Here is a 20,575-nt window from a genome sequence, read left to right on the forward strand (position 1 = left end):
ATAGCTTACGCATAACCCGGAGCTGCCGAAGGCTCGGGCCGCGATCGGACGATCTTTTGATTTGGATTTTTTGCGTGCATGACGCAGCCAAAAATCAAAGCATCGCAGCCTTCGGCAGCTCCTGCATTGATCGGGGACAATCGCAGCCCAAGAGGTGCTTATAATCCCTGCTTGCCAGACATCGAGACCGGTATGACCGCTATCCACATCAAGTTCCCTTCCCTGACCCTCAAGGCCGGCCCGCGTGCTCTGGCGCGCATCCGTGCCAACGGCTTGAACGCTGCCGATGTGGGCACGTTGCCGGGCGCCGCCGGTGGCCCGAAAGCGCTGGGGATTCAGGGTCTGGACCTGGCGCTGTTTGGCGAATGGCTGCCGGCGGCGCCCCGGGAGCGTTCGCTGATCGGCGCCTCGGTGGGTTCCTGGCGGTTCGCCAGCGCCTGCCTGCCGGATGCCGCCGAAGGCATCCGCCGCCTCGGTCATCTGTACACCGAGCAGAACTTCGCCAAAGGCGTGACCATGGCGCAGATCAGCCAGAGCTCCCGACGCATGCTCGATGACTTGCTCGACGGCCGCGATGCCGCGATTCTGGATAACGCCCACTACCGCCTGAACATCATGGTGGTCAAAAGCCACGGCCTGTTGGCGGACGATCATCGCGGCCGGTTGGGGCTGGGCCTGTCGTCAGTGATCGCCGACAACCTGCGCGGTCGCGCACGGTTGTCGCGGCATTTCGAGCGGCTGATCATCCACGACCCGCGCCTGGCACCACCGGTCAACGCGCTGAACGACTTCCCGTCGCGCTTCATCTCACTGAATGCCGGCAACCTGCGCCAGGCCCTGCTGGCCTCGGGTTCGATCCCGATGGTCATGCAAGGCGTACGCGACTTGCCGGGGGCCGGCGCGGGGACGTTCCGCGATGGTGGTCTGCTGGACTATCACCTCGACCTGCCCTACAGCGGCAACGACATCGTGCTGTATCCGCACTTCACCGACCGGGTGATCCCCGGCTGGTTCGACAAGACGCTGCCATGGCGCCGCGCCTGCCCTGAGCGCTTGCAGGATGTTCTGCTGCTGGCCCCGTCGAAGGAATACCTGGCACGCCTGCCCTACGGCAAGCTGCCGGACCGCAACGACTTCAAGCGCTTCATGGGCGATGCCCCGAGCCGACAGAAGTATTGGCGCGCAACGATGGATGAAAGCCGTCGCCTGGGCGATGAATTCCTTGAACTGGCCGCCAACGGTCGCCTCGGCGAGCGCTTGCTGACCCTTTAGTCAGTGTTTTGCCCGGAGCTCTGGTAAACTCGCCACCTGCCCACATCGCCGCGGCGATCGCCACCTGAAAGAGCTGAACATCACTGTGGAAATCTTCAAAGAATTTACCTTCGAATCCGCCCATCGCCTGCCCCACGTACCGGACGGCCACAAGTGCGGCCGCCTTCATGGTCATTCGTTCAAAGTGGCGATTCACCTGAGCGGCGACCTCGATCCGCACACCGGCTGGATCCGCGATTTCTCTGAAATCAAAGAGATCTTCAAGCCGCTCTACGAGCGCCTCGATCACAATTACCTGAACGACATTCCCGGCCTGGAAAACCCGACCAGCGAAGTGCTGGCCAAGTGGATCTGGAATGAGTTGAAGCCATTGTTGCCGGAACTCAGCGCGATCCGCATCCACGAGACCTGCACCAGCGGTTGCATCTATCGCGGTGAGTAAACGTAAATCCCATAAGGAGAATGCGTTTCGTCAGTGATATGAAAAACAGCCTTCAATGGCTGTTTTTTTATGCCTATGCTTTTGGGCTCGCACACGCCAAGAGGACGCACCCATGACTGACTGGCCGCTGGCTCAGACCTATCGTTTCAACGGGCACTCCGTTCGCTACGCCGTACGTGGCGACGGTCCGCCGCTGGTGTTCGTGCATGGCACGCCCTTCTCTTCTCATGTGTGGCACAGGATCGCGCCGCACTTCATCACCACGCACCGGGTGTATTACTTCGATTTGCTGGGTTACGGGCAGTCCGCACAGCCGGACGGCGATGTGTCGCTGGGCGTACAGAACCAACTGTTGGCGCAATTGCTGGAGCACTGGGGCCTGGAACGGCCAGACGTGGTAGCCCACGATTTCGGCGGCGCCACTGTGTTGCGCGCGCATCTGCTCGATGGCAAGGATTACCGCAGCCTGACGCTGATTGACCCGGTGGCGCTGTCGCCCTGGGGTTCGCCGTTCGTGCAGCATGTGCGTCAGCATGAAGCGGCGTTCAGCGGGCTGCCTGATTACATTCAACGGGCGATTGTGCCGACCTATATTCGTGGCGCGATCAAGCGCGAGATTTCCGATCAGGAGCTGGCGCCTTACGTGCAGCCCTGGCTGGGTGATTCGGGGCAAGCGGCGTTCTATCGGCAGATCGCGCAGATGGATGAGCGTTATACCCGCGAGGTCGAAGCGCTGTACCCGACGATTCGCTGCCCGGTGCAGATTCTCTGGGGGGAAAACGATCAATGGATTCCCATTGAACGCGGGCGGGCGTTGCATCAGATGATTGCGGGGTCGCAGTTTCATCCCGTTGCGAATGCCGGGCATCTGGTGCAGGAGGATGCACCGGAGGCGATCATGGCGGCGATATTGCGGTTTTTGCCGTTGGCACAGAACGCCTGAGCGACGGAGACCCTGTGGCGAGGGGGCTTGTCGGAACGCCGCATCGCCCCGTTGGGTCGCGAAGCGGCCCCAAAATCTCTGAGATACCAAAGATCTTGTGAGCGCTACGCACTCAAACGGGGGCAAGCCCCCTCGCCACAGGACGTTGTGACTACCTGATTGCTGCGTTCCAATTTGAACCACTGCCGCACTGCTTTCGTGCCCCTCTTCAGGCTAAATCCGCCGGCTCGGCTATAAAGAACAACACCCTCGCGCCATTGGCACGAGCACTGCAACACCCTCGCGTCCTCCATCCAGCAAGGAATGCCACATGACGCAGAACGATCCGGGCAACGATTACCCTTTAAGCGAAGTCCCGATGCATGCCCGCAAGGGGCTCGCCTCCACAGCCATGGTGCTGCTGGGTTTTACCTTCTTCACGGCGACCATGTTTGCCGGCGGCAAGCTGGGGGTGGCGTTCAGTTTCAGCGAGATGCTGGCGGTGATCATCGCCGGCAATCTGCTGTTGGGAATCTACGCAGCCGGGCTTGGCTACATCGCCTTCAAAAGCGGCCTCAATTCGGTACTGATGGGCCGTTTCTGCTTCGGCGAAGTGGGCAGCAAGCTCAGCGACCTGATCCTCGGCTTCACCCAGATCGGCTGGTACGCCTGGGGCACCGCGACCGCAGCCGTCGTACTCGGCAAATATTTCGAACTGAGCGAAAGCACCGTTCTGGGGCTGATGGTGCTGTTCGGCCTGGGCTTTTGCGCCACGGCGTACATCGGCTATCGCGGGCTGGAGATTCTGTCGTACATCGCCGTACCCGCCATGATGTTGCTGCTGACGCTGTCGATGTGGGTCGCGACGGTGAAGGTCGGCGGGCTCGAGGGTTTGCTCGCCGTGGTGCCGACGGCAACACTGGACTGGTCGACCGCGATTACCCTGGTGTTCGGCACCTTCGTCAGTGGCGCGACCCAGGCGACCAACTGGACACGTTTCTCCCGTTCGGCGCGAGTCGCGGTGCTGGCGAGCCTGATCGGCTTTTTCATCGGCAACGGCCTGATGGTGTTGATCGGTGCCTATGGCGCGATCGTCTATCAGCAACCGGACGTAGTCGAAGTGCTGTTGCTGCAAGGCTTCGCCATGGCCGCGATGGCGATGTTGCTGCTCAACATCTGGAGCACCCAGGACAACACGATCTACAACTTCGCCGTCGCCGGCTGCAATCTGTTGCGCACCGGCCGGCGCAAAACCGTGACCCTGGCCGGCGCGGTGATCGGCACGCTGCTGGCGCTGCTGGGCATGTACGACATGCTGGTGCCTTACCTGATTCTGCTGGGCACGGTGATTCCGCCGATTGGCGGGGTGATCATGGCGGACTTTTTCTTCCGTTACCGTGGGCAATATCCACGCCTGGCCGATGCCCGGTTGCCGGCGTTCAACTGGCCTGGCCTGAGCGCTTATGCGGTCGGCACCGTCGCAGCATTCAGCTCGCCGTGGATCGCGCCGCTGGTAGGGATTGCCACTGCCGCGCTAACGTATGTGTTATTGACCGGCGTACTGGGTGCCCGTACCGCCGAAGCACCACTACAAGATCTCTAAAAGGACTCGCCTGATGCATATCATCAACGCCCGCCTGCGCAACCAAGAAGGCCTGCATGARTTGCACCTGGAAAACGGCCTGATTCACAGCATCGCCCGGCAAACCGAAGCCCCGTCACTGGGGCCGGATGACCTGGACGCCGGCGGTAATCTGGTGGTGCCGCCCTTCGTCGAACCGCACATTCACCTCGATGCCACCCTGACTGCCGGCGAACCGCGCTGGAACATGAGCGGTACGCTGTTCGAAGGTATCGAGTGCTGGGGCGAGCGCAAGGCCACCATCACTCAGGAAGACACCAAGACCCGCGCCAAAAAAACCATCCAGACCCTCGCCGCCCACGGCATTCAGCACGTGCGCACCCACGTCGATGTCACCGACCCGGAACTGATCGCGCTCAAGGCGATGCTCGAAGTCCGCGAGGAAAGCCACCACCTTATCGACTTGCAAATCGTCGCGTTCCCCCAGGAAGGCATCGAGTCGTACCGCAACGGGCGCGAGCTGATGGAAGAAGCGATCCGCCTGGGCGCCGATGTGGTCGGCGGCATTCCGCATTTCGAATACACCCGGGACCAGGGCGTAAGCTCGGTGAAGTTCCTGATGGACCTGGCCGAACGCACGGGCTGTCTGGTGGACGTGCATTGCGACGAAACCGACGACCCGCACTCACGCTTCCTTGAAGTGCTGGCCGAAGAGGCCCGCAGCCGCGACATGGGTTCGCGCGTCACCGCCAGCCACACCACGGCGATGGGCTCCTACGACAACGCTTACTGCGCGAAACTGTTTCGCTTGCTCGGGCACTCGGGGATCAGTTTTGTTTCTTGCCCCACCGAAAGCATTCACCTGCAAGGCCGCTTCGACAACTTCCCGAAACGCCGTGGCGTGACTCGCGTGAATGAGTTGCTCGAAGCGGGGATGAACGTGTGTTTCGGTCAGGACTCGATCGTCGACCCGTGGTATCCGCTGGGCAATGGCAACATCCTGCGGGTGCTCGAGGCCGGTTTGCACATCTGCCACATGCTCGGTTATCGCAATTTGCAGAGTGCGCTGGACCTGGTCACGGACAACAGTGCCAAGGCGATGAACCTGGGCGATCGCTATGGTCTGGAACGGGGCCGGCCGGCGAATCTGCTGATTCTGTCGGCGGACAGCGATTACGAGGTGATCCGCAGCCAGGGTCTGCCGCTGTATTCGATTCGCGGGGGCAAGGTGTTGATGAAGCGACAGATGCCGGTGGTTGAGTGGGCGGATCGGCTCTGAATCTTCGCTGACCGTTCGGGCGTCATCGCGAGCAGGCTCGCGATGACGGTCTCAAAATCACCCCATCAACCGCGCCGTCCCAAACAACCTGACCCGACTCAATTCGCCCTCCCGTTCTTCCAGCAGAATCGGCGCCGTGCCGCCGGGCATGACCACTTGCACTTCCCCCGCCGCCACCCAACCCACTCGCCACGCCGCGCACGCCACCGCACTGGCGCTGGTACCCGACGACGCGGTCGGCCCTTCGCCACGCTCGAACACCCGCGCAACGATTCGCCCTTCGGATTCAAGCATCGCCCATTGCAGGTTCACCCCGGCCGCACACGGCTGCCCCGCCCCGGTCGGCGTGGCGTAAGCGATGCGGGTCAACCCTCCAGACAACTCCGGCTCGCGCATTTGTGCGTTGCTCGGCAACGCATCGGCGCCTGTCACTAACGTCACACAATGGGGGTTACCGATGCGCACGAACTGGCTGCGGTTCCAGGCTGGGTCGAGCGTCGACAATGGCCGCACGTGACTGACATCACGCCCGTCCAACACGACGGCTTCGACCCCTTGCGCACCCACCGCTTCAGGCCCGAACGAAGGCTGCCCCAAGTCCAGCCAGAACCCTTGCACGCCATCGATTTCGGCGGGGTTCACCGAAGTCGCCACTGGCGAGAGCGCATCGCGCTTGTCGTGATGAACCCTGAGCAGGCAAGCCTCCTCCCTCGGCATCAGCCCTTGTTCACTCAGGGCCTGGGAAAAAATCGTCAGGCCATTGCCACTGCGCTCGGCCAGGCTGCCGTCGGTGTTGACGATCAGCAGGTCAAACGGCGGCGAAGATTGAAACGGCCCCACCAGCAAGCCATCGCAACGATGCGCCTTGCTGCCGGGCGGTTGTGTCCCGGGAGCCCAGCCGCAGAATGCCTCGATGGCCGACAACGCCCAGGCCTCACGGGTTTGCGCCGCCTGGCTGGCCTGTTCAGGCAGCTCGATACCGCTATCGCGCAGGGCGTCAGGCGCCACCACCGCGTAGATATTGCCTCGAGCATCGTACATCCGCGTCATGGCGCCCCCCCTATGAACAATTGATGCGTCGACAATATCGCGAAACAACGGCTGGCTGTGCAAGGATGTCACTCTGCGTGACTGCTGCCCCCGCCTGAACGTGGTGATCGAACCCTTTGCGGTTGTTCACTGTCCTTTGGGACGCGACGTTTTTTGCCAAGGATCGATATGACCAACCTCAACACCCAAGCCACCTTCGTCCCCGGACGTCTGGAACAGATGTCCACGCGCATCGCCTTCTTCATCGCCGGTTTCGGCATCGCGGCCTGGGCGCCGCTGGTGCCTTACGCCAAGGCGCGGGCCGGGCTGGATGAAGGCACCCTCGGGCTGTTGCTGTTGTGTCTGGGGGTGGGTTCGATTCTGGCGATGCCCATGGCCGGGATTCTGGCGACGCGTTTCGGCTGCCGTCGGGTGTTGAGCGGCGGCACCTTGTTGATCTGCGCGGCGCTGCCACTGTTGGCGACGGTATCCTCGATTCCGGCGTTGATCGCGGCATTGTTCATGTTCGGCGCCGGCCTGGGCACGGTGGATTCGACGGTGAACCTGCAAGCGGTGATCGTCGAGCGGGCCAGCGGCAAGACCATGATGTCGGGTTTTCATGGGCTGTTCAGCCTCGGCGGGATCGTCGGCGCGGCGGGTGTCAGCGGCCTGCTCGGTCTGGGTTTTTCGCCGCTGGGGGCGATGTGCGTGGTGATCGTGGTGCTGGTGCTGGCATTGCTTAAAGCCGCGCCGCACCTGTTGCCTTACGGCAGTGAAAGCTCCGGCCCGGCATTTGCCGTGCCCCATGGCATCGTGCTGTTTATCGGCGGGATGTGCTTCATCGTGTTCCTGGCTGAAGGCGCGGCACTCGACTGGAGCGCGGTGTTCCTGGCGCAGGAACGCGGGATCGACACCGCGTATGCCGGGCTGGGTTATGCGGCATTTGCGCTGACCATGACCGCCGGGCGATTGACCGGTGACGCGATTGTCCGGCACCTGGGCGCCACGCGGGTGATTCTGTTCGGCGGACTGATGGCTGCGGCAGGATTGTTTCTGGCGACCTTCGCACCGGGATGGCAAGCCGCGCTGCTCGGTTATGCGCTGCTCGGTGCCGGTTGTTCGAACATCGTGCCAGTGCTGTACACCGCCGTGGGCAAGCAGACGGTGATGCCGCAAAGCATCGCGGTGCCGGCCATCACGACCCTGGGTTATGCCGGGATTCTGGCGGGACCGGCGGTGATCGGTTTTGTGGCTCATGGCAGCAGCCTGAGCTTCGCGTTCGGACTAATGGCGGTGCTGCTGGTGGCGGTGGCGATTGGAGGGAAAGTGCTAAAGGTCTAACGCTCAGCAGCACGAAAAACGACAGGAGGTCGTATTTTTCGCCGCTTTACTATCAGTTCTGACAGTAGACACGTTTTGGCTGCGCATCGACCATGAGTTGAATATCCCAGGCGGGTGAGCTCCTCATGAACACGTTCAACCTCAAGGTTCTGCTGGTTTTGTTGCTACTGATGGGCGCGAACGGTTGCAGCAAATCGCCGCTTGCCCAACATGACTGGGGCGAAGGTATTGAAAATTTCGCACCGGCACGTCTCTTGTCCAATGCCGACGGGCGATACAACCATTGGCAGTCCATCGCCAGGGTCAAGGTTGATGAAGGCCGGATCTGCAGCGGCAGCCTGATCGATACCCGTGGAGCAAACGATGATCGCAGCGGCCCAGCGTATGTGCTCACCTCAGGTCATTGTGCAAAAGGTAATGTCGGTCGATTTATCGTGAACGAGCCTGCGTCCGGACAGGCTACCTTCAATTTTTTCCGGGACACGACGCCACAACAAAAAAACTATCCCATCACCAGAATCGCCTGGAGCACCCTGCGTGGCCAGGACATTGCGCTGCTGGTACTCGATCGCACCCTCGGCCAAGTGATGAACGATGGCATCCAGCCCTTGAAAGTTGCGAGCCATGCCCTGACCGAAGGCACCGATACGCTGGTGGTTGGCGCCGCTGTCGATGATTTTATCCAGCRTTCGGCATGTCCGCAGGAACACCGCGCAGGAATTCTCGAAGCCGGGTGGGTTTGGGTGGATCAAATCAGCAATCGATGCCTGGGGGTCATCAATGGAATCTCTGGCTCTCCACTCCTGAATCGCTACACCAACGAAATCGTCGCGGTGATTGGCACCACCACGCGCGACAGCGGGCGATCGCGATGCAGTATCAGCGCACCTTGCGAAGTCATCGAAGGCATGCCCAATAAAGCGCAAGACACCAATTACGCGACGCCCGCCAATGGCCTGGATACCTGTTTTAGAGGGGGGCGCTTCGTTGGGGACCGCGAGCCCTGTGTACTGGGGCCCGTGTCGGAATTCGGCTCGAAGTATGGCGATCACTTCCTCAAACAGCCCCGAGATGAACAAGGGAACTACCTGCCGTTGTTGTGGGAGCATCGTTTTTCGAGCAACCAACCCTTCTTTCGCTTCAAGTACACGCGCACTGCCGAAAATTGTGCAGATATCAGGGATTACAGTGAGGTGCGTACCACTGACTCAGGCGGCGAGAGCGAGTTACGCTATGAACTGCGCCAAGGACCAGGGCTGTATTTCTTGTGCGTGATGGGGCAAAACCATCAGGCGGGACCACCCGGAAAATGGGATGCGCGAAACGCCAGGATTTTTTGGCGGTGGGTATTGGCAGAACCCGCTCAAATGGCGCCAGTATTCAACATCACGAATAGAGGAGAGGGCGTCTATTCTGTAGCGCCTTCTCAGGTCACGCCCGATCTGGATGTAGCAGGGCATCAATACAAGATCGGTACATCGGCCACGATTGATTGCCAACAAGCTGAGGGATACAAGCAGGTCAGGCCACCACTGCTGGATTTTGAAGTGGACACGAGCGACGGCGAGAAAAAAATCTGCCTCAAGACCGTGGACATGGCAGGCAATCCTTCGCCTGTCATCGACTTCCGACTGCCAGACGCCGCCCCGTAAGCCTGTGTCGACACCTATCRGAAGCTGATCGGCAACCCGGAATTGCCGACCAGTCACTCATCAGAATCCGACGCTGGCCTGCACAAAGAACGTGCGTGGCGCGCCGACGTACATCCCCGAGTTGTTGTCGCTGGAACGGGTGAAATACTGCTTGTCGAAGATGTTTTTCACCCCGGCGCCGACTTTCAGGTTCGACAACTGCGAACCGAAGTCATAACCACCGCGCACGTTCCAGGTCACGTAACCCGGAATGTCACCGTACTGCCCGTCTGCGGAACCTTCGGTGATGTAGTTGCCGCTGAAGCTGCCATCGGCATTCACTCCGGTCCCCGGTGAACGCTGCCTGGACTGGGCAAAGGCATCGAGGTTGTAGGTCCAGCGGTTGATGTCGTAACGCAGCCCGGCGGTGGCCACCTGACGCGAGTAGAACGGCAGATCACGGCCCTTGAAGCCCGGGATCTCGCCTTCATACGTGGCGCGGGTGTAGGTGAAACCGGCGTTGGCGGTCAGGCCATCGAGCATCGGGTTGAGCGCCGACAGGTCGTAATGCACCGACGCTTCAAGGCCCTGGTGCTTGGTCGCGCCGAGGTTGGTCCAGCCCACGTCGTTGCTGATGTATTGCAGTTCGTCATCGAAGTCGATGTAGAACAGCGTCACTTCCCCGCCCCACACGTCATCGTTGTAGCGCGTACCGAGCTCGTAGGTCTTGGCTTTTTCCGGGCTCAAGCCATTGGCGGTGTTGTCACCCGAGCCACCCTGGCCGAGCTGGAAATATTGCAGGCTGCCGAACGAGGTTTCGTAGTTGGCGAACAGCTTCCAGGCCTCGGACAGGTGATACATCACGCTCAGGGCCGGCAGCGGCTCGTTGCTGTCGATGCTGCGGCGTTTTTCCTGCACCGGTTTGCCGGCGGTGTCGAGCACCGGCCTGTCGTGCCATTCGGTGCTGATGCTTTCAAAACGGATGCCGGGGGTCACGGTCCAGTTGCCGACGTCGATCTTGTCATCGATGTAAACGGCGTGGGCCTCGGTGCCACCGGTGCGGTCCTGGAACACATGGCCATCGGACGTTTTGCTGACCACCGGCTGATTGTTCACCAGCGCCAGACGGCTCGACTCTTCGTGCATGCCTTCTTTCAGGTAGCGATAACCGACGCTGGCTTCCTGCGTGGTCGGGCCCAGGTCGAACACATGGGACACCCGCGGTTCGATGCCGAAGGTGTAGTACGTGCGCGGGTAGGAGTTGAGGGTTTTCTGGTCACGCGCGGCGATGGTGCTGCCACGGAAGCTGTCGGAATAGTAGGTCAGCACTTCGGCTTGGGTCCGGTCGTCGATCTGCCGCGCCCATTTGAACGACACGTCCTTGCGGCGGCCGCTGAAATTGTCGTGGTCGCGGTCGGACTGGAACGGATCGGCGTCGTACTGCTTCTGCGTCAGGCCACCGGGCATGTCGGCGCTGGCGTCGTAGTAATGGAAATTGAGGCTGAAATCGTCCTGATCGGTGGGCGCCCAGTGAGTCTTGAGGATCACGTCGTCGATGTCATTGCCGTTGTTGCTTTTGCGATAACCGTTGCCGTTCACCCCGGAATACAACAGCGCCACGCCCATGCCGTTTTCGGCGGTGCCGCCGAGAAACGCGGTGTCGATGTGTTTCCAGCCACCGCGCTGGGTGGTTTCCAGGGTGGTGCCGATTTCACCGGTGGCTTTCTCCGGGATCGCGCGGGTGACGAAGTTGATCACGCCACCGACGTTCTGCGGCCCGTAACGCACGGAACCGGCGCCGCGCACCACGTCGATGCTGTCGAGGTTGCCGGAGGAAATCGGCRCCATCGACAGCTGTGGCTGGCCGTAAGGGGCGAAGGCAGCCGGCACACCGTCGATCAGTACGGTGGAGCGTGGCGACAGGCGCGAAGTCAGGCCGCGCACACCGACGTTCAGGGAGATGTCGCTGCCGCCAGTGCCGTTGGCGTCCTGCACTTGCACGCCGGGAACACGCCGCAATACGTCGCCGACATTCATGGCGCCCTGCTCGACCATCGCTTCACGGCGAATAACCGTGCGCGCGCCGGGATGGTTTTGCACCACGGCGGCATCGGCGTCACCGAGCCAGTCACCCACCACCTTGATGTCGGTCACGCCCAGTTCCAGCGGGCCATTTGAGGCGGAAGTCGGTGCCGGCATCAGCGTGACCGAACCCTCATCGATCTGGTATTGCAGACCGCTGCCTTGCAGCAATTGGCGCAAGGCCTGTTCCGGCGAGAGGTTGCCATCGACTGCCGGTGCCTGTTTGCCAGCCACCAGTTCCGGGCTGAAAAAAACCTGCAACGAGGTTTGCTGGCCCAGCTGACTCAAGGCCTGGCCCAGTGGCTGAGCCTGAATATGAATGGCGTCGGCGGCGAATGCCTGAGGCAGCGCCGAGCTGACCGACAGGGCGAGCGCGAGGGGCAGCCAGGATGATTTGTTATTTTTAGCGGTGGTTTTCTTCACGTCGAACGTTGTCCTGTGGATCGCAAGAGTGCGCGTCTGTTAATGCAAACCAGTTGCAGTTGGACAAGAAGACGAAGAACTCGAAAAAAACCTGAATCTATCGGGAGATTATTTCCTGGCTGCCGTCATCGAGGGTGCGGATGGCCACCCGCAGAATGCTCGGCAAGGCCTTGAGCAGCGCATCGGTGTTGTCGGATTTGAACACGCTGGTCAGGCGCAGGTTGCCCACGTTGGCGCTGCCGACTGTCAGCGGTTTCTCCCGATAACGCGACACTTCTTCGGCCACTTCGCTGAGGCTGGCGTTGTTGAACACCAGTTTGCCGCTGCGCCATGCGGTCAGTTCCGCAGGGTTGACCATATAGGCGGTGGCCACCTTGCCCTGGGCATTGATGCGAGTGCCGAAGCCGGCGGTGAGGCTGACGAAATCATCGCCACCCCCTTGAACCCTGACCGTGCCCTGCTCCACCGCGACCCGGGTTTCGGCGCTGTCGCGGCGCACATCGAACCGGGTGCCGGTGACCGTGACCCTGCCGCTGCCCGCCTCGACCACGAACGGTCGACTGCTGTCGTGCTCGACGCTGAACATCGCCTCGCCTTGCGTCAACTCGATGCCGCGACGGTCCTTTTCATAGCGCACCTGCACCCGGCTGCGGCTGTTCAGATCAATCACCGAACCGTCCGGCAACGCCACATGACGACGCTCGCCAAGGGCCGTGGAATATTCAGCCGTGTAGGTCGCCGGAGGGTTCAAGCCGCTGAACAGCCCCAGGCCGAGCGCCACCGCCAACACGCTGGCGGCCACCGCGTAACGCACCAGCGGACGACGTTTACTGYGCACCGCCGGGGTTTCACACAAGGCGTGCAGACGCTTGGCCGGCAATCGATCGGCCGCCACCCACAGGTTCTGGAGTATCTGATATTCGTTGCGATGCTGAGGGTGTTCGTCCAGCCAGCTCTCGAAGCGGCGCTGCTCTTCGGCGCTGGCGGCAGGTTCCTGCAAACGCACAAACCACCGCGCCGCGTCGTCGCGAACCGTTGTTTGCCCGCACGCACAATCACGAGTATCCATCATGGCTGTGCCCCGTCCAGACGATCACGCAGATGCCGCAGGGTGCGGATCATATACTTTTCCACCATGTTCCTGGACAGCCCCAGGCGCTCGGCGATTTCGGCCTGGGTCAGGCCTTCGATCTTCTGCCAGACGAACACCTTGCGGCAGTTGAGCGGCAACTCGGAGAGCGCCCGCTCGATGGAATCCGCCAACTGGATCGCGTGCATGAAATGCTCCGGGTCGCCGGACGACGACACACTGTGATCGATCGCCTCCGACTCCATGGCGCCCCGCCGATCCTCACGCCGATAACCGTCCACCGCTATGTTGCGCGCGGTCTGGTGCAAATACGCCCGAGGTTGCTGCACCGCCGCCGAATCGGACTCGAGCACCCGCACGAAGGTGTCATGGGCCAGGTCCTCGGCCTGCTGACGATTTCTCAGACGACGGGTCCAGGTGCCGATCAACTCTTCGTAATGCTCGAAAAAGCCAGGTCTGCGGGGCAGCTTGGGGGTCATTGCGGCGTGCTGTAGGGATGAGGTGCGAATAGTAATGCTTCCTATTAACCGGAGGCAATGGATTCCACTTGGGAGTACCAGACGACCGGTAGCCAAAACCCGTTGCCACAAAATATTACATGCGTCATATTACACTCATAATAACGCCTCGTTTCCCACAGGTATTTCTCCATGACCAGCATGCCCAGCCTTGAACCCGACCTTGCTGTCGCAGTGAACCCACCCAAGCCTCCCCTGCTGAAACGGCTGGTGCTGCTGACGGCAGCCATCGCAGCCCTGGTGTTCATCGGGCTGTACGCGAACCATTGGTGGACTGCCGGGCGCTTCATCGAAGAAACCGACGATGCCTACATTGGTGGCGACGTCACGGTGATCGGCCCGAAAGTCGCCGGCTATATCGAAGAAGTGTTGGTGACCGACAACCAGAAGGTCAAGGCCGGCGATGTGCTGATCCGGATCGACGCCCGTGACTACCGCGCCAACCTGGCCAAGGCTGAAGGCGCGGTGGCCGCTGAAGAAGCATTGCTCGCCAACCTCGACGCCACCGAACAACTGCAACACGCGGTGATCGGCCAGGCCCGCGCCGGTATCGATGCCGCAGGCGCCGAAACCGCGCGCTCGCGGGACGACAATGCCCGCTACAAACGCCTGGTGGGCAGCAATGCCGTCTCGGTGGAAAGCGCGCAACGGGCCGACGCTACCTTCAAGACGGCCCAGGCGCAGAGTGCCCGGGCCCAGGCCGAATTGCTCGCCGCGCAACGCCAGTTGAACGTGATCGAAACCCAGAAACAACAAGCCCGCGCGGCGTTGATACAGGCGCGGGCCGAGCGTGATCTGGCGCAGTTGAACGTCGGCTACACCGAGTTGAAAGCCCCCGTCGATGGCGTGATCGGCAATCGTCGGGCGCGGGTCGGCGCTTATGCCCAGGCCGGTTCGCAACTGTTGTCGTTGGTGCCGGCCAGCGGGTTGTGGGTCGATGCCAATTTTAAAGAAGATCAGCTAGCGCGGATGACGCCGGGACAACGTGTGATCGTGCATGCCGACGTGCTCAAGGGGCGTGAGTTCCACGGGCATCTGGACAGCCTCGCGYCGGCCAGCGGTTCGCAGTTCAGCGTGCTGCCACCGGAAAACGCCACCGGTAACTTCACCAAAATCGTCCAGCGGGTGCCGGTGCGGATCCTGCTCGACCCGGCGGATGGCGTACTCGGTCATCTGCGTCCAGGCCTGTCGGTGACTGCCGAAGTGGACACCCGCGCCGAGCCTGAAGCGCAAACCCCAACCGTGGCCAGCGCGCCATGAGCCGCGCCCTCGCCGCCCCCGCGCAACCGTTCAACGCAGCCAACATGGCGACGGCGACCAAGGTGTTCGCCTTCGCCACGATGTGCATCGGCATGTTCATTGCGCTGCTGGATATCCAGATCGTCTCGGCGTCGCTGCGTGACATCGGCGGCGGGCTCTCGGCGGGCACCGACGAAACCGCCTGGGTGCAGACCAGTTACCTGATCGCCGAAATCATCGTGATTCCGCTGTCGGGCTGGTTGTCCCGGGTGTTCTCGACCCGTTGGCTGTTCTGCGCCTCGGCGATTGGCTTCACCCTGGCCAGCCTGCTCTGCGGTGTGGCCTGGAACATCCAGAGCATGATCGCCTTCCGCGCCCTGCAAGGGTTTCTCGGTGGCTCGATGATTCCGCTGGTGTTCACCACCGCCTTCTTTTTCTTCACCGGCAAGCAACGGGTGATCGCCGCCGCAACCATCGGCGCAGTGGCCTCGCTGGCGCCGACGCTGGGGCCGGTCATCGGTGGCTGGATCACTGACATTTCGTCCTGGCACTGGCTGTTCTACATCAACCTGGTGCCGGGGATTTTCGTCGCGGTGGCAGTGCCGATGCTGGTGAAAATCGACCAGCCGGAATTGTCGCTGCTCAAAGGCGCCGACTACCTGAGCATGCTGTTCATGGCGGTGTTTCTCGGTTGCCTGGAATACACCCTCGAAGAAGGCCCGCGCTGGAACTGGTTCAGCGACAGCACGATTCTGACCACTGCGTGGATCAGCGGCCTGGCCGGATTGGCCTTCATCGGTCGAACCTTGTACGTGGCCAACCCGATCGTCGATCTGCGCGCCTTGAAAGACCGCAACTTCGCCCTCGGTTGTTTCTTTTCGTTCGTCACCGGGATCGGCCTGTTCGCGACGATTTACCTGACGCCGCTGTTTCTCGGCCGGGTACGCGGCTACAGCGCGCTGGACATTGGCCTGGCAGTGTTTTCCACCGGGGTGTTCCAGATTATGGCGATTCCGCTGTACGCCTTTCTGGCCAATCGCATCGACCTGCGCTGGATCATGATGACCGGCCTTGGGCTGTTCGCCCTGTCGATGTGGGACTTCAGCCCGATCACCCACGACTGGGGCGCCAGGGAATTGATACTGCCGCAAGCCTTGCGCGGGATCGCGCAACAACTGGCGGTGCCGCCGGCGGTGACCCTGACCCTTGGCGGGTTGGCACCGTCGCGGCTCAAACATGCTTCGGGGTTATTTAACCTGATGCGTAACCTTGGCGGCGCGATGGGGATCGCCGCGTGCGCGACCATCCTCAATGACCGCACCAACCTGCACTTCACCCGGTTGGCGGAGAACCTCAACAGCACCAACGAAGCACTCAATCAGTGGCTGTCCCAGGTCGGCCATAACTTCGCCGCCCTCGGCCAGAGCGGTGACATCGGCGTCACCGCCAGCCTGCGTCAGCTGTGGCTGCTGACGTATCGCGAAGCGCAGACGCAAACCTACGGCGACGCGTTCCTGATGATCATGGTCTGCTTCATTCTCGCCACGGCGATGGTGCCCCTGATGCGCAAGGTACAACCACCAGCCGCGCCGAGTGCCGATGCTCATTGAGCCTGATTGTTACTCCTGAGGCATCTTGCGGAAACCCACAGCCAGGCGGTTCCAGCTGTTGATGGTGGAAATCGCCACCGTCAGGTCGACCATTTCCTTGGGGCTGAACTCGGCGCTGAGCAGCGCATAGTCTTCGTCCGGCGCGTGGGTCAGGCTCACTTGGGTCATGGACTCGGTCCAGGCCAGTGCGGCGCGCTCGCGATTGGTGAAAAACGGTGCCTCGCGCCAGGCGGTCACGGCGAACAGCCGGCGTGGCGTTTCCCCGTCCTTCATGGCATCGGCAGTGTGCATGTCGATGCAGAAGGCGCAGCCGTTGATCTGCGAGGCGCGCAGCTTGACCAGTTCGATCAGCGACTTTTCCAGGGGCAGTTTCGAGACAGCGGTTTCCAGGGCCATCATGGCTTTGAAGGCGTCTGGGGAGGCAGTGTAGAAATCGATACGGGTTTGCATGGCGAGCTCCAATCACAATGGGTGTTGGCGCTACGTTAATGCGGACCTGAGGTTGAACAAATAGCCAATTATTGGGAAGTTGAGGATGCCAATAGACCAGAAGAATTTCAGTGACAGTGCCGACGCCGACGCCTGCTCGCGAAGGCGCCGGAACAGGCAACCAACCTATTGGTGACTACGATTGCGCAACCACTGCAAAAACCCTTTTTTCTCCACCACCTTGGGTGTTTCCTGAATCAGCGCCTGAGCCTTGTTCAAGCGGAAATCCAGCAACGTCTTCATCGCTTCACCGATGTCATGCCGCGCATCCAGGCACGGTTGGAGGTATTCCCTTTCGATCCGGTACAAGCTGCAGGTCGTCTTGGCTTTAAAATCCGCCGGCATCGCCATATCGGACAAAATCCCGCCCTCGCCGATCACCTCTCCCGGCCCCATGCGCCCGCTTTCGATCTTGACCCCGCCGCGGCTCAGCTCCACCGACACGACGCCGGATTCAATGATGAACAGATGATCGCTGACCTCCCCCGCCGGCAGAATCATTTCTCCGGCGCGGAAGGTTTGCAGCTTCATGTTCTGGCTGAAGGTTTCTTTCTCTTCCTGACGCAGGGTCGAGAAGATGTTCGAGCCGTCCAGCAACGCCCGTTGCCGTGACAAGGCCGCAGGAGCGTTGGGCTCGACGTTCGACAACAGGATGACGCCGGATGCCTGCAAGTGCCGGAACGCCAGGTCGAACAGCAGATTGCGCACCATGCGTTTCTGATCCATGGAGACCACGAAGCCGCTGATTTCATACTCCACGCCGGTGCTGCCGGAGCTTTTCAACGCCACGCACGGTGCCGGTTTGTCCAACAGAAAGCGGCACCCTTGCATAGCCCGCTCCAAGGCATCGATCACCGTTTGCGGACGCGCGTGGGGGCTCACTTGCAAACTGATCGAGACGCCGAAAATATCGCTGGGCCGGCTGAAATTGATGATCTTGGCCTTGGCCGCCAGGGAGTTGGGGATCACCGCCATGCTGCCTTGGGAGGTTTGTAGGCGTGTGGCGCGCCAATCGATGTCGGTGACCCGACCTTCGGTGCCATCGATGGAGATCCAGTCACCCAGTTGATAGGGTTTGGTGGTGTTCAGGACGATCCCGGAAAACACGTCGCTGAGGGTACTTTGCAAGGCCAGGCCGACGACGATCGCCAACGCGCCGGATGTCGCCAGCACGCCCTTGACCGGCAATTCGAGCACGTACGCCAGGGCAGCAATGACCGCGATCAGGAAAATCACCGCGCCGAGCAGGTCCTGCAACAAGCGCCCGGTGTGCCCGACCCGTTGCATCATCACCGCGCCGAGCAATACTGTCAGGGTGCGCGCTGCGTATAGCCACCAGCCAATCTGCAAACCGGTTGCCGCCAGGTGCAACGGCACATTGTCGGCCCAGGGCGCCGGCGCCATGGGGTTCAAGCCTTCGTTGAACAGCAGCACGCTGAACAACGCGAAAATCACCACCCGCGCGGCCAGTTTCCAGTTGCTGCTACTGGCCGTGATCAAACGCCACAACACCAGATCGATCAGGATCAGGATCAGCGCGCTAAGCAACGGGTGATTGGTGAGCAGTGACAGCATCAAGCAACTCCAACAATGGCCAATGGCGTGAAGATCTCACAGATTGTAGGAGCTGGCGAAGCCTGCGATCTGCAAAACACCACAAAACCAATGTGGGAGATACCAGGTTGCAGAGCAACCCACTACTGCGTCGTATTCAACCGCTCATCCGGCCGAACCGGCCCGACTGGAAGTCGCTGAAGGCCTGATGAATTTCCTGCTCGGTGTTCATTACAAACGGGCCGTGGCCGACGATGGGCTCGTCGATCGGCTCGCCGCTGAGCAGCAGCACGACTGCATCGTTGTCGGCTTCGAGGCTGAGCTGATCACCGTTGCGTTCGAACAACGCCAACTGCCCGTCACGCACCAGTTCCTGACCATTGACCTGAACCGTACCGCGCAGCACCACCAGTGCGGTGTTGCGTCCTTCATGCAGATCCAGGGTCAGCAACTTGCCGGCGTTCAAGCGCACATCCCACACGTCGATCGGCGTGAAGGTCCGCGCCGGGCCTTTGTGGCCGTCGAACTCACCGGCGATCAAGCGCAGGCTGCCGGCATTGTTTTTCAGCGGGATACGCGCAATGTCGCCGTCGAGAATCGTCTGGTAACCGGGCTCGGCCATCTTGTCCCTGGCCGGCAAGTTGACCCACAGCTGCACCATTTCCAGGGTGCCGCCGGTTTTGGCGAAACCTTCGGAGTGAAACTCCTCATGAATGATCCCCGAGGCTGCGGTCATCCATTGCACATCGCCGGGGCCGATCTTGCCGCCGCTGCCGGTGGAGTCACGGTGTTCCAGCTCGCCCTTGTAGACGATCGTCACGGTTTCGAACCCGCGGTGCGGATGCTGACCCACGCCACGACGCTCGGTGGTCGGAGTGAATTCGGCGGGACCTGCGTGATCCAGCAGCAGGAACGGGCTGATGTGTTTGCCCAGGTTGTCGTAGGAAAACAGCGTGCGAACCGGAAAACCGTCGCCGACCCAATGAGGTCGTGGACTGGTGTAGATACCGATGATGTTTTTCATCTTGGCCTCTGAATCTGTTGTGTGACGCGATGGATAAAGCTTAAAACCATGACCTTTGGCGCACTAGACTGCAAAAATCAGCCTCATCGTTCTATCTGGAGAACGATGGAGGAAGATTTTTTGATCTTCCAACAACCCATTCATGACTTGCGGTAAACAGTGCTTTGCCAAACCAGCGGTTTTTCTCAAGGGTGCAGCCGGGGATACTCCCGCCCATTCCCACTGCAACCCCTGGAGTCTTTGATGTCTATTCCCGCATTCGGTCTTGGTACGTTTCGCCTGCAAGGCCAAGTGGTCATCGATTCGGTGAGCACCGGTCTTGAACTGGGCTACCGGGTCATCGACACCGCGCAAATCTACGAAAACGAAGCCGAAGTCGGCCAGGCCATCGCCGCCAGCGGCATTGCCCGTGAAGAGTTGTTCATCACCAGCAAAATCTGGGTCGCCAACTTTGCCAAAGACCGGTTGATCGACAGCCTCAAAGAAAGCCTGGATAAGCTGCAAACCGACTATCTGGACCTGACCCTGATCCACTGGCCGTCACCGGAAGATCAGGTGCCGGTCGAAGAGTTCATGGGGGCGCTGCTCGAGGCCAAACGACTGGGCCTGACCCGTCGGATCGGCGTGTCCAACTTCACGGTCGACCTGATGAAGCAAGCCATTGCTGCGGTCGGCGCCGAGAACATCGCCACCAACCAGATCGAACTGCACCCGTACCTGCAAAACCGCAAGGTCGTCGAATTTGCGCAAAGCCAGGGCATCCAGATCACCTCTTATATGACCCTGGCCTATGGCGAAGTGCTGAAAGATCCGCTCATCCAGCAGATCGCCGATCGCCTGCAGGCGACACCGGCCCAAGTCACCCTGGCCTGGGCCATGCAACTGGGGTACGCGGTGATCCCCTCTTCCACCAAACGCACCAACCTGCAAAGCAATTTGCACGCCTGCACGCTGACCCTGAGCGACGCCGACATGGCGCTGATCGCGGGCCTGGATCGCGGCCAGCGACTGACCAGCCCCAACGGCATTGCGCCGCGGTGGGATTGAG

The 20,575-nt window shown here is 61.0% G+C and carries 17 protein-coding genes; 10 read left to right on the forward strand and 7 right to left on the reverse strand.

The features are described from left to right. The first annotated feature begins 192 nt into the window (after positions 1-192). The 5 genes from AC1DIS_RS18195 (at position 193) to codA (ending at position 5,497) form a co-directional block, all read left to right on the forward strand. Positions 193-1,272: a patatin-like phospholipase family protein gene (locus tag AC1DIS_RS18195; RefSeq protein WP_477743746.1), complete on the forward strand. Its 1,080-nt coding sequence runs from the start codon at positions 193-195 to the stop codon at positions 1,270-1,272. Between the two features lie 85 nt (positions 1,273-1,357). Then, entirely contained in the window at positions 1,358-1,714 is a 357-nt protein-coding gene (gene queD / locus AC1DIS_RS18200; protein ID WP_007933061.1) for a 6-carboxytetrahydropterin synthase QueD, read from the forward strand. Between the two features lie 112 nt (positions 1,715-1,826). Next, on the forward strand, positions 1,827-2,657 hold the full coding sequence (locus tag AC1DIS_RS18205; RefSeq protein ID WP_477743747.1) for an alpha/beta fold hydrolase: 831 nt from the start codon (positions 1,827-1,829) through the stop codon (positions 2,655-2,657). A 310-nt stretch (positions 2,658-2,967) separates the two neighbouring features. Then, positions 2,968-4,239, forward strand: coding sequence for a cytosine permease (gene codB / locus AC1DIS_RS18210; protein WP_477743748.1), 1,272 nt, complete (start codon positions 2,968-2,970; stop codon positions 4,237-4,239). A 13-nt stretch (positions 4,240-4,252) separates the two neighbouring features. Beyond that, positions 4,253-5,497 (forward strand): cytosine deaminase, encoded by a 1,245-nt coding sequence (gene codA, locus AC1DIS_RS18215; protein WP_018925368.1) that lies wholly within the window; start codon positions 4,253-4,255, stop codon positions 5,495-5,497. Positions 5,498-5,554: 57 nt separating this feature from the next. Here the strand turns inward: codA and AC1DIS_RS18220 are convergent, their stop codons facing one another. Continuing rightward, positions 5,555-6,547 carry a diaminopimelate epimerase gene (locus AC1DIS_RS18220; RefSeq protein WP_477743749.1) on the reverse strand — a complete coding sequence of 331 codons (993 nt, stop codon included), beginning with the start codon at positions 6,545-6,547 and terminating at the stop codon, positions 5,555-5,557. A 168-nt stretch (positions 6,548-6,715) separates the two neighbouring features. Here AC1DIS_RS18220 and AC1DIS_RS18225 point away from each other — a divergent pair, with 168 nt between their 5' ends. Continuing rightward, a complete protein-coding gene (locus AC1DIS_RS18225) occupies positions 6,716-7,867 on the forward strand; it encodes an MFS transporter (RefSeq protein ID WP_111454126.1) in 1,152 nt (383 codons plus the stop codon). A 125-nt stretch (positions 7,868-7,992) separates the two neighbouring features. Beyond that, on the forward strand, positions 7,993-9,519 hold the full coding sequence (locus AC1DIS_RS18230) for a trypsin-like serine peptidase (protein WP_477781006.1): 1,527 nt from the start codon (positions 7,993-7,995) through the stop codon (positions 9,517-9,519). A gap of 60 nt (positions 9,520-9,579) precedes the next feature. On the opposite strand, the gene AC1DIS_RS18235 is transcribed toward AC1DIS_RS18230, so the two are convergent. The 3 genes from AC1DIS_RS18235 to AC1DIS_RS18245 all read right to left on the reverse strand — a co-directional run bounded on the left by AC1DIS_RS18235 (position 9,580) and on the right by AC1DIS_RS18245 (position 13,572). Next, complete coding sequence (locus AC1DIS_RS18235) at positions 9,580-12,003, reverse strand: TonB-dependent siderophore receptor (RefSeq protein WP_477781007.1); 2,424 nt, start codon at positions 12,001-12,003, stop codon at positions 9,580-9,582. 97 nt (positions 12,004-12,100) lie between these two features. Beyond that, complete coding sequence (locus tag AC1DIS_RS18240; protein ID WP_477781008.1) at positions 12,101-13,075, reverse strand: FecR family protein; 975 nt, start codon at positions 13,073-13,075, stop codon at positions 12,101-12,103. Continuing rightward, positions 13,072-13,572 (reverse strand): sigma-70 family RNA polymerase sigma factor, encoded by a 501-nt coding sequence (locus AC1DIS_RS18245; protein WP_111454130.1) that lies wholly within the window; start codon positions 13,570-13,572, stop codon positions 13,072-13,074. The genes AC1DIS_RS18240 and AC1DIS_RS18245 overlap by 4 nt, the downstream gene beginning before the upstream one ends. 171 nt (positions 13,573-13,743) lie before the next feature. Here AC1DIS_RS18245 and AC1DIS_RS18250 point away from each other — a divergent pair, with 171 nt between their 5' ends. Both AC1DIS_RS18250 and AC1DIS_RS18255 read left to right on the forward strand, forming a co-directional pair. Further along, positions 13,744-14,871, forward strand: coding sequence for an HlyD family secretion protein (locus tag AC1DIS_RS18250; RefSeq protein WP_477781009.1), 1,128 nt, complete (start codon positions 13,744-13,746; stop codon positions 14,869-14,871). Continuing rightward, positions 14,868-16,460, forward strand: coding sequence for a DHA2 family efflux MFS transporter permease subunit (locus AC1DIS_RS18255; RefSeq protein ID WP_258612415.1), 1,593 nt, complete (start codon positions 14,868-14,870; stop codon positions 16,458-16,460). Before AC1DIS_RS18250 ends, AC1DIS_RS18255 begins: the two co-directional genes overlap by 4 nt. A gap of 9 nt (positions 16,461-16,469) precedes the next feature. Here the strand turns inward: AC1DIS_RS18255 and AC1DIS_RS18260 are convergent, their stop codons facing one another. The 3 genes from AC1DIS_RS18260 to AC1DIS_RS18270 form a co-directional block, all read right to left on the reverse strand. Continuing rightward, a complete protein-coding gene (locus AC1DIS_RS18260) occupies positions 16,470-16,910 on the reverse strand; it encodes a carboxymuconolactone decarboxylase family protein (RefSeq protein ID WP_018925362.1) in 441 nt (146 codons plus the stop codon). A 165-nt stretch (positions 16,911-17,075) separates the two neighbouring features. Next, positions 17,076-18,524, reverse strand: a complete 1,449-nt coding sequence (locus AC1DIS_RS18265; RefSeq protein WP_477743754.1) for a mechanosensitive ion channel domain-containing protein — start codon at positions 18,522-18,524, stop codon at positions 17,076-17,078. Between the two features lie 136 nt (positions 18,525-18,660). Beyond that, positions 18,661-19,527 (reverse strand): pirin family protein, encoded by an 867-nt coding sequence (locus AC1DIS_RS18270; protein ID WP_018925360.1) that lies wholly within the window; start codon positions 19,525-19,527, stop codon positions 18,661-18,663. A 243-nt stretch (positions 19,528-19,770) separates the two neighbouring features. On the opposite strand from AC1DIS_RS18270, the gene dkgB reads away from it, so the two are divergent. Further along, the gene (gene dkgB / locus AC1DIS_RS18275; protein WP_064619017.1) at positions 19,771-20,574 is read left to right on the forward strand and encodes a 2,5-didehydrogluconate reductase DkgB; all 804 of its coding nucleotides are present in this window, start codon (positions 19,771-19,773) and stop codon (positions 20,572-20,574) included. Position 20,575 lies beyond the last annotated feature (1 nt).

The organism is Pseudomonas sp. 05N433, assembly GCF_056396925.1.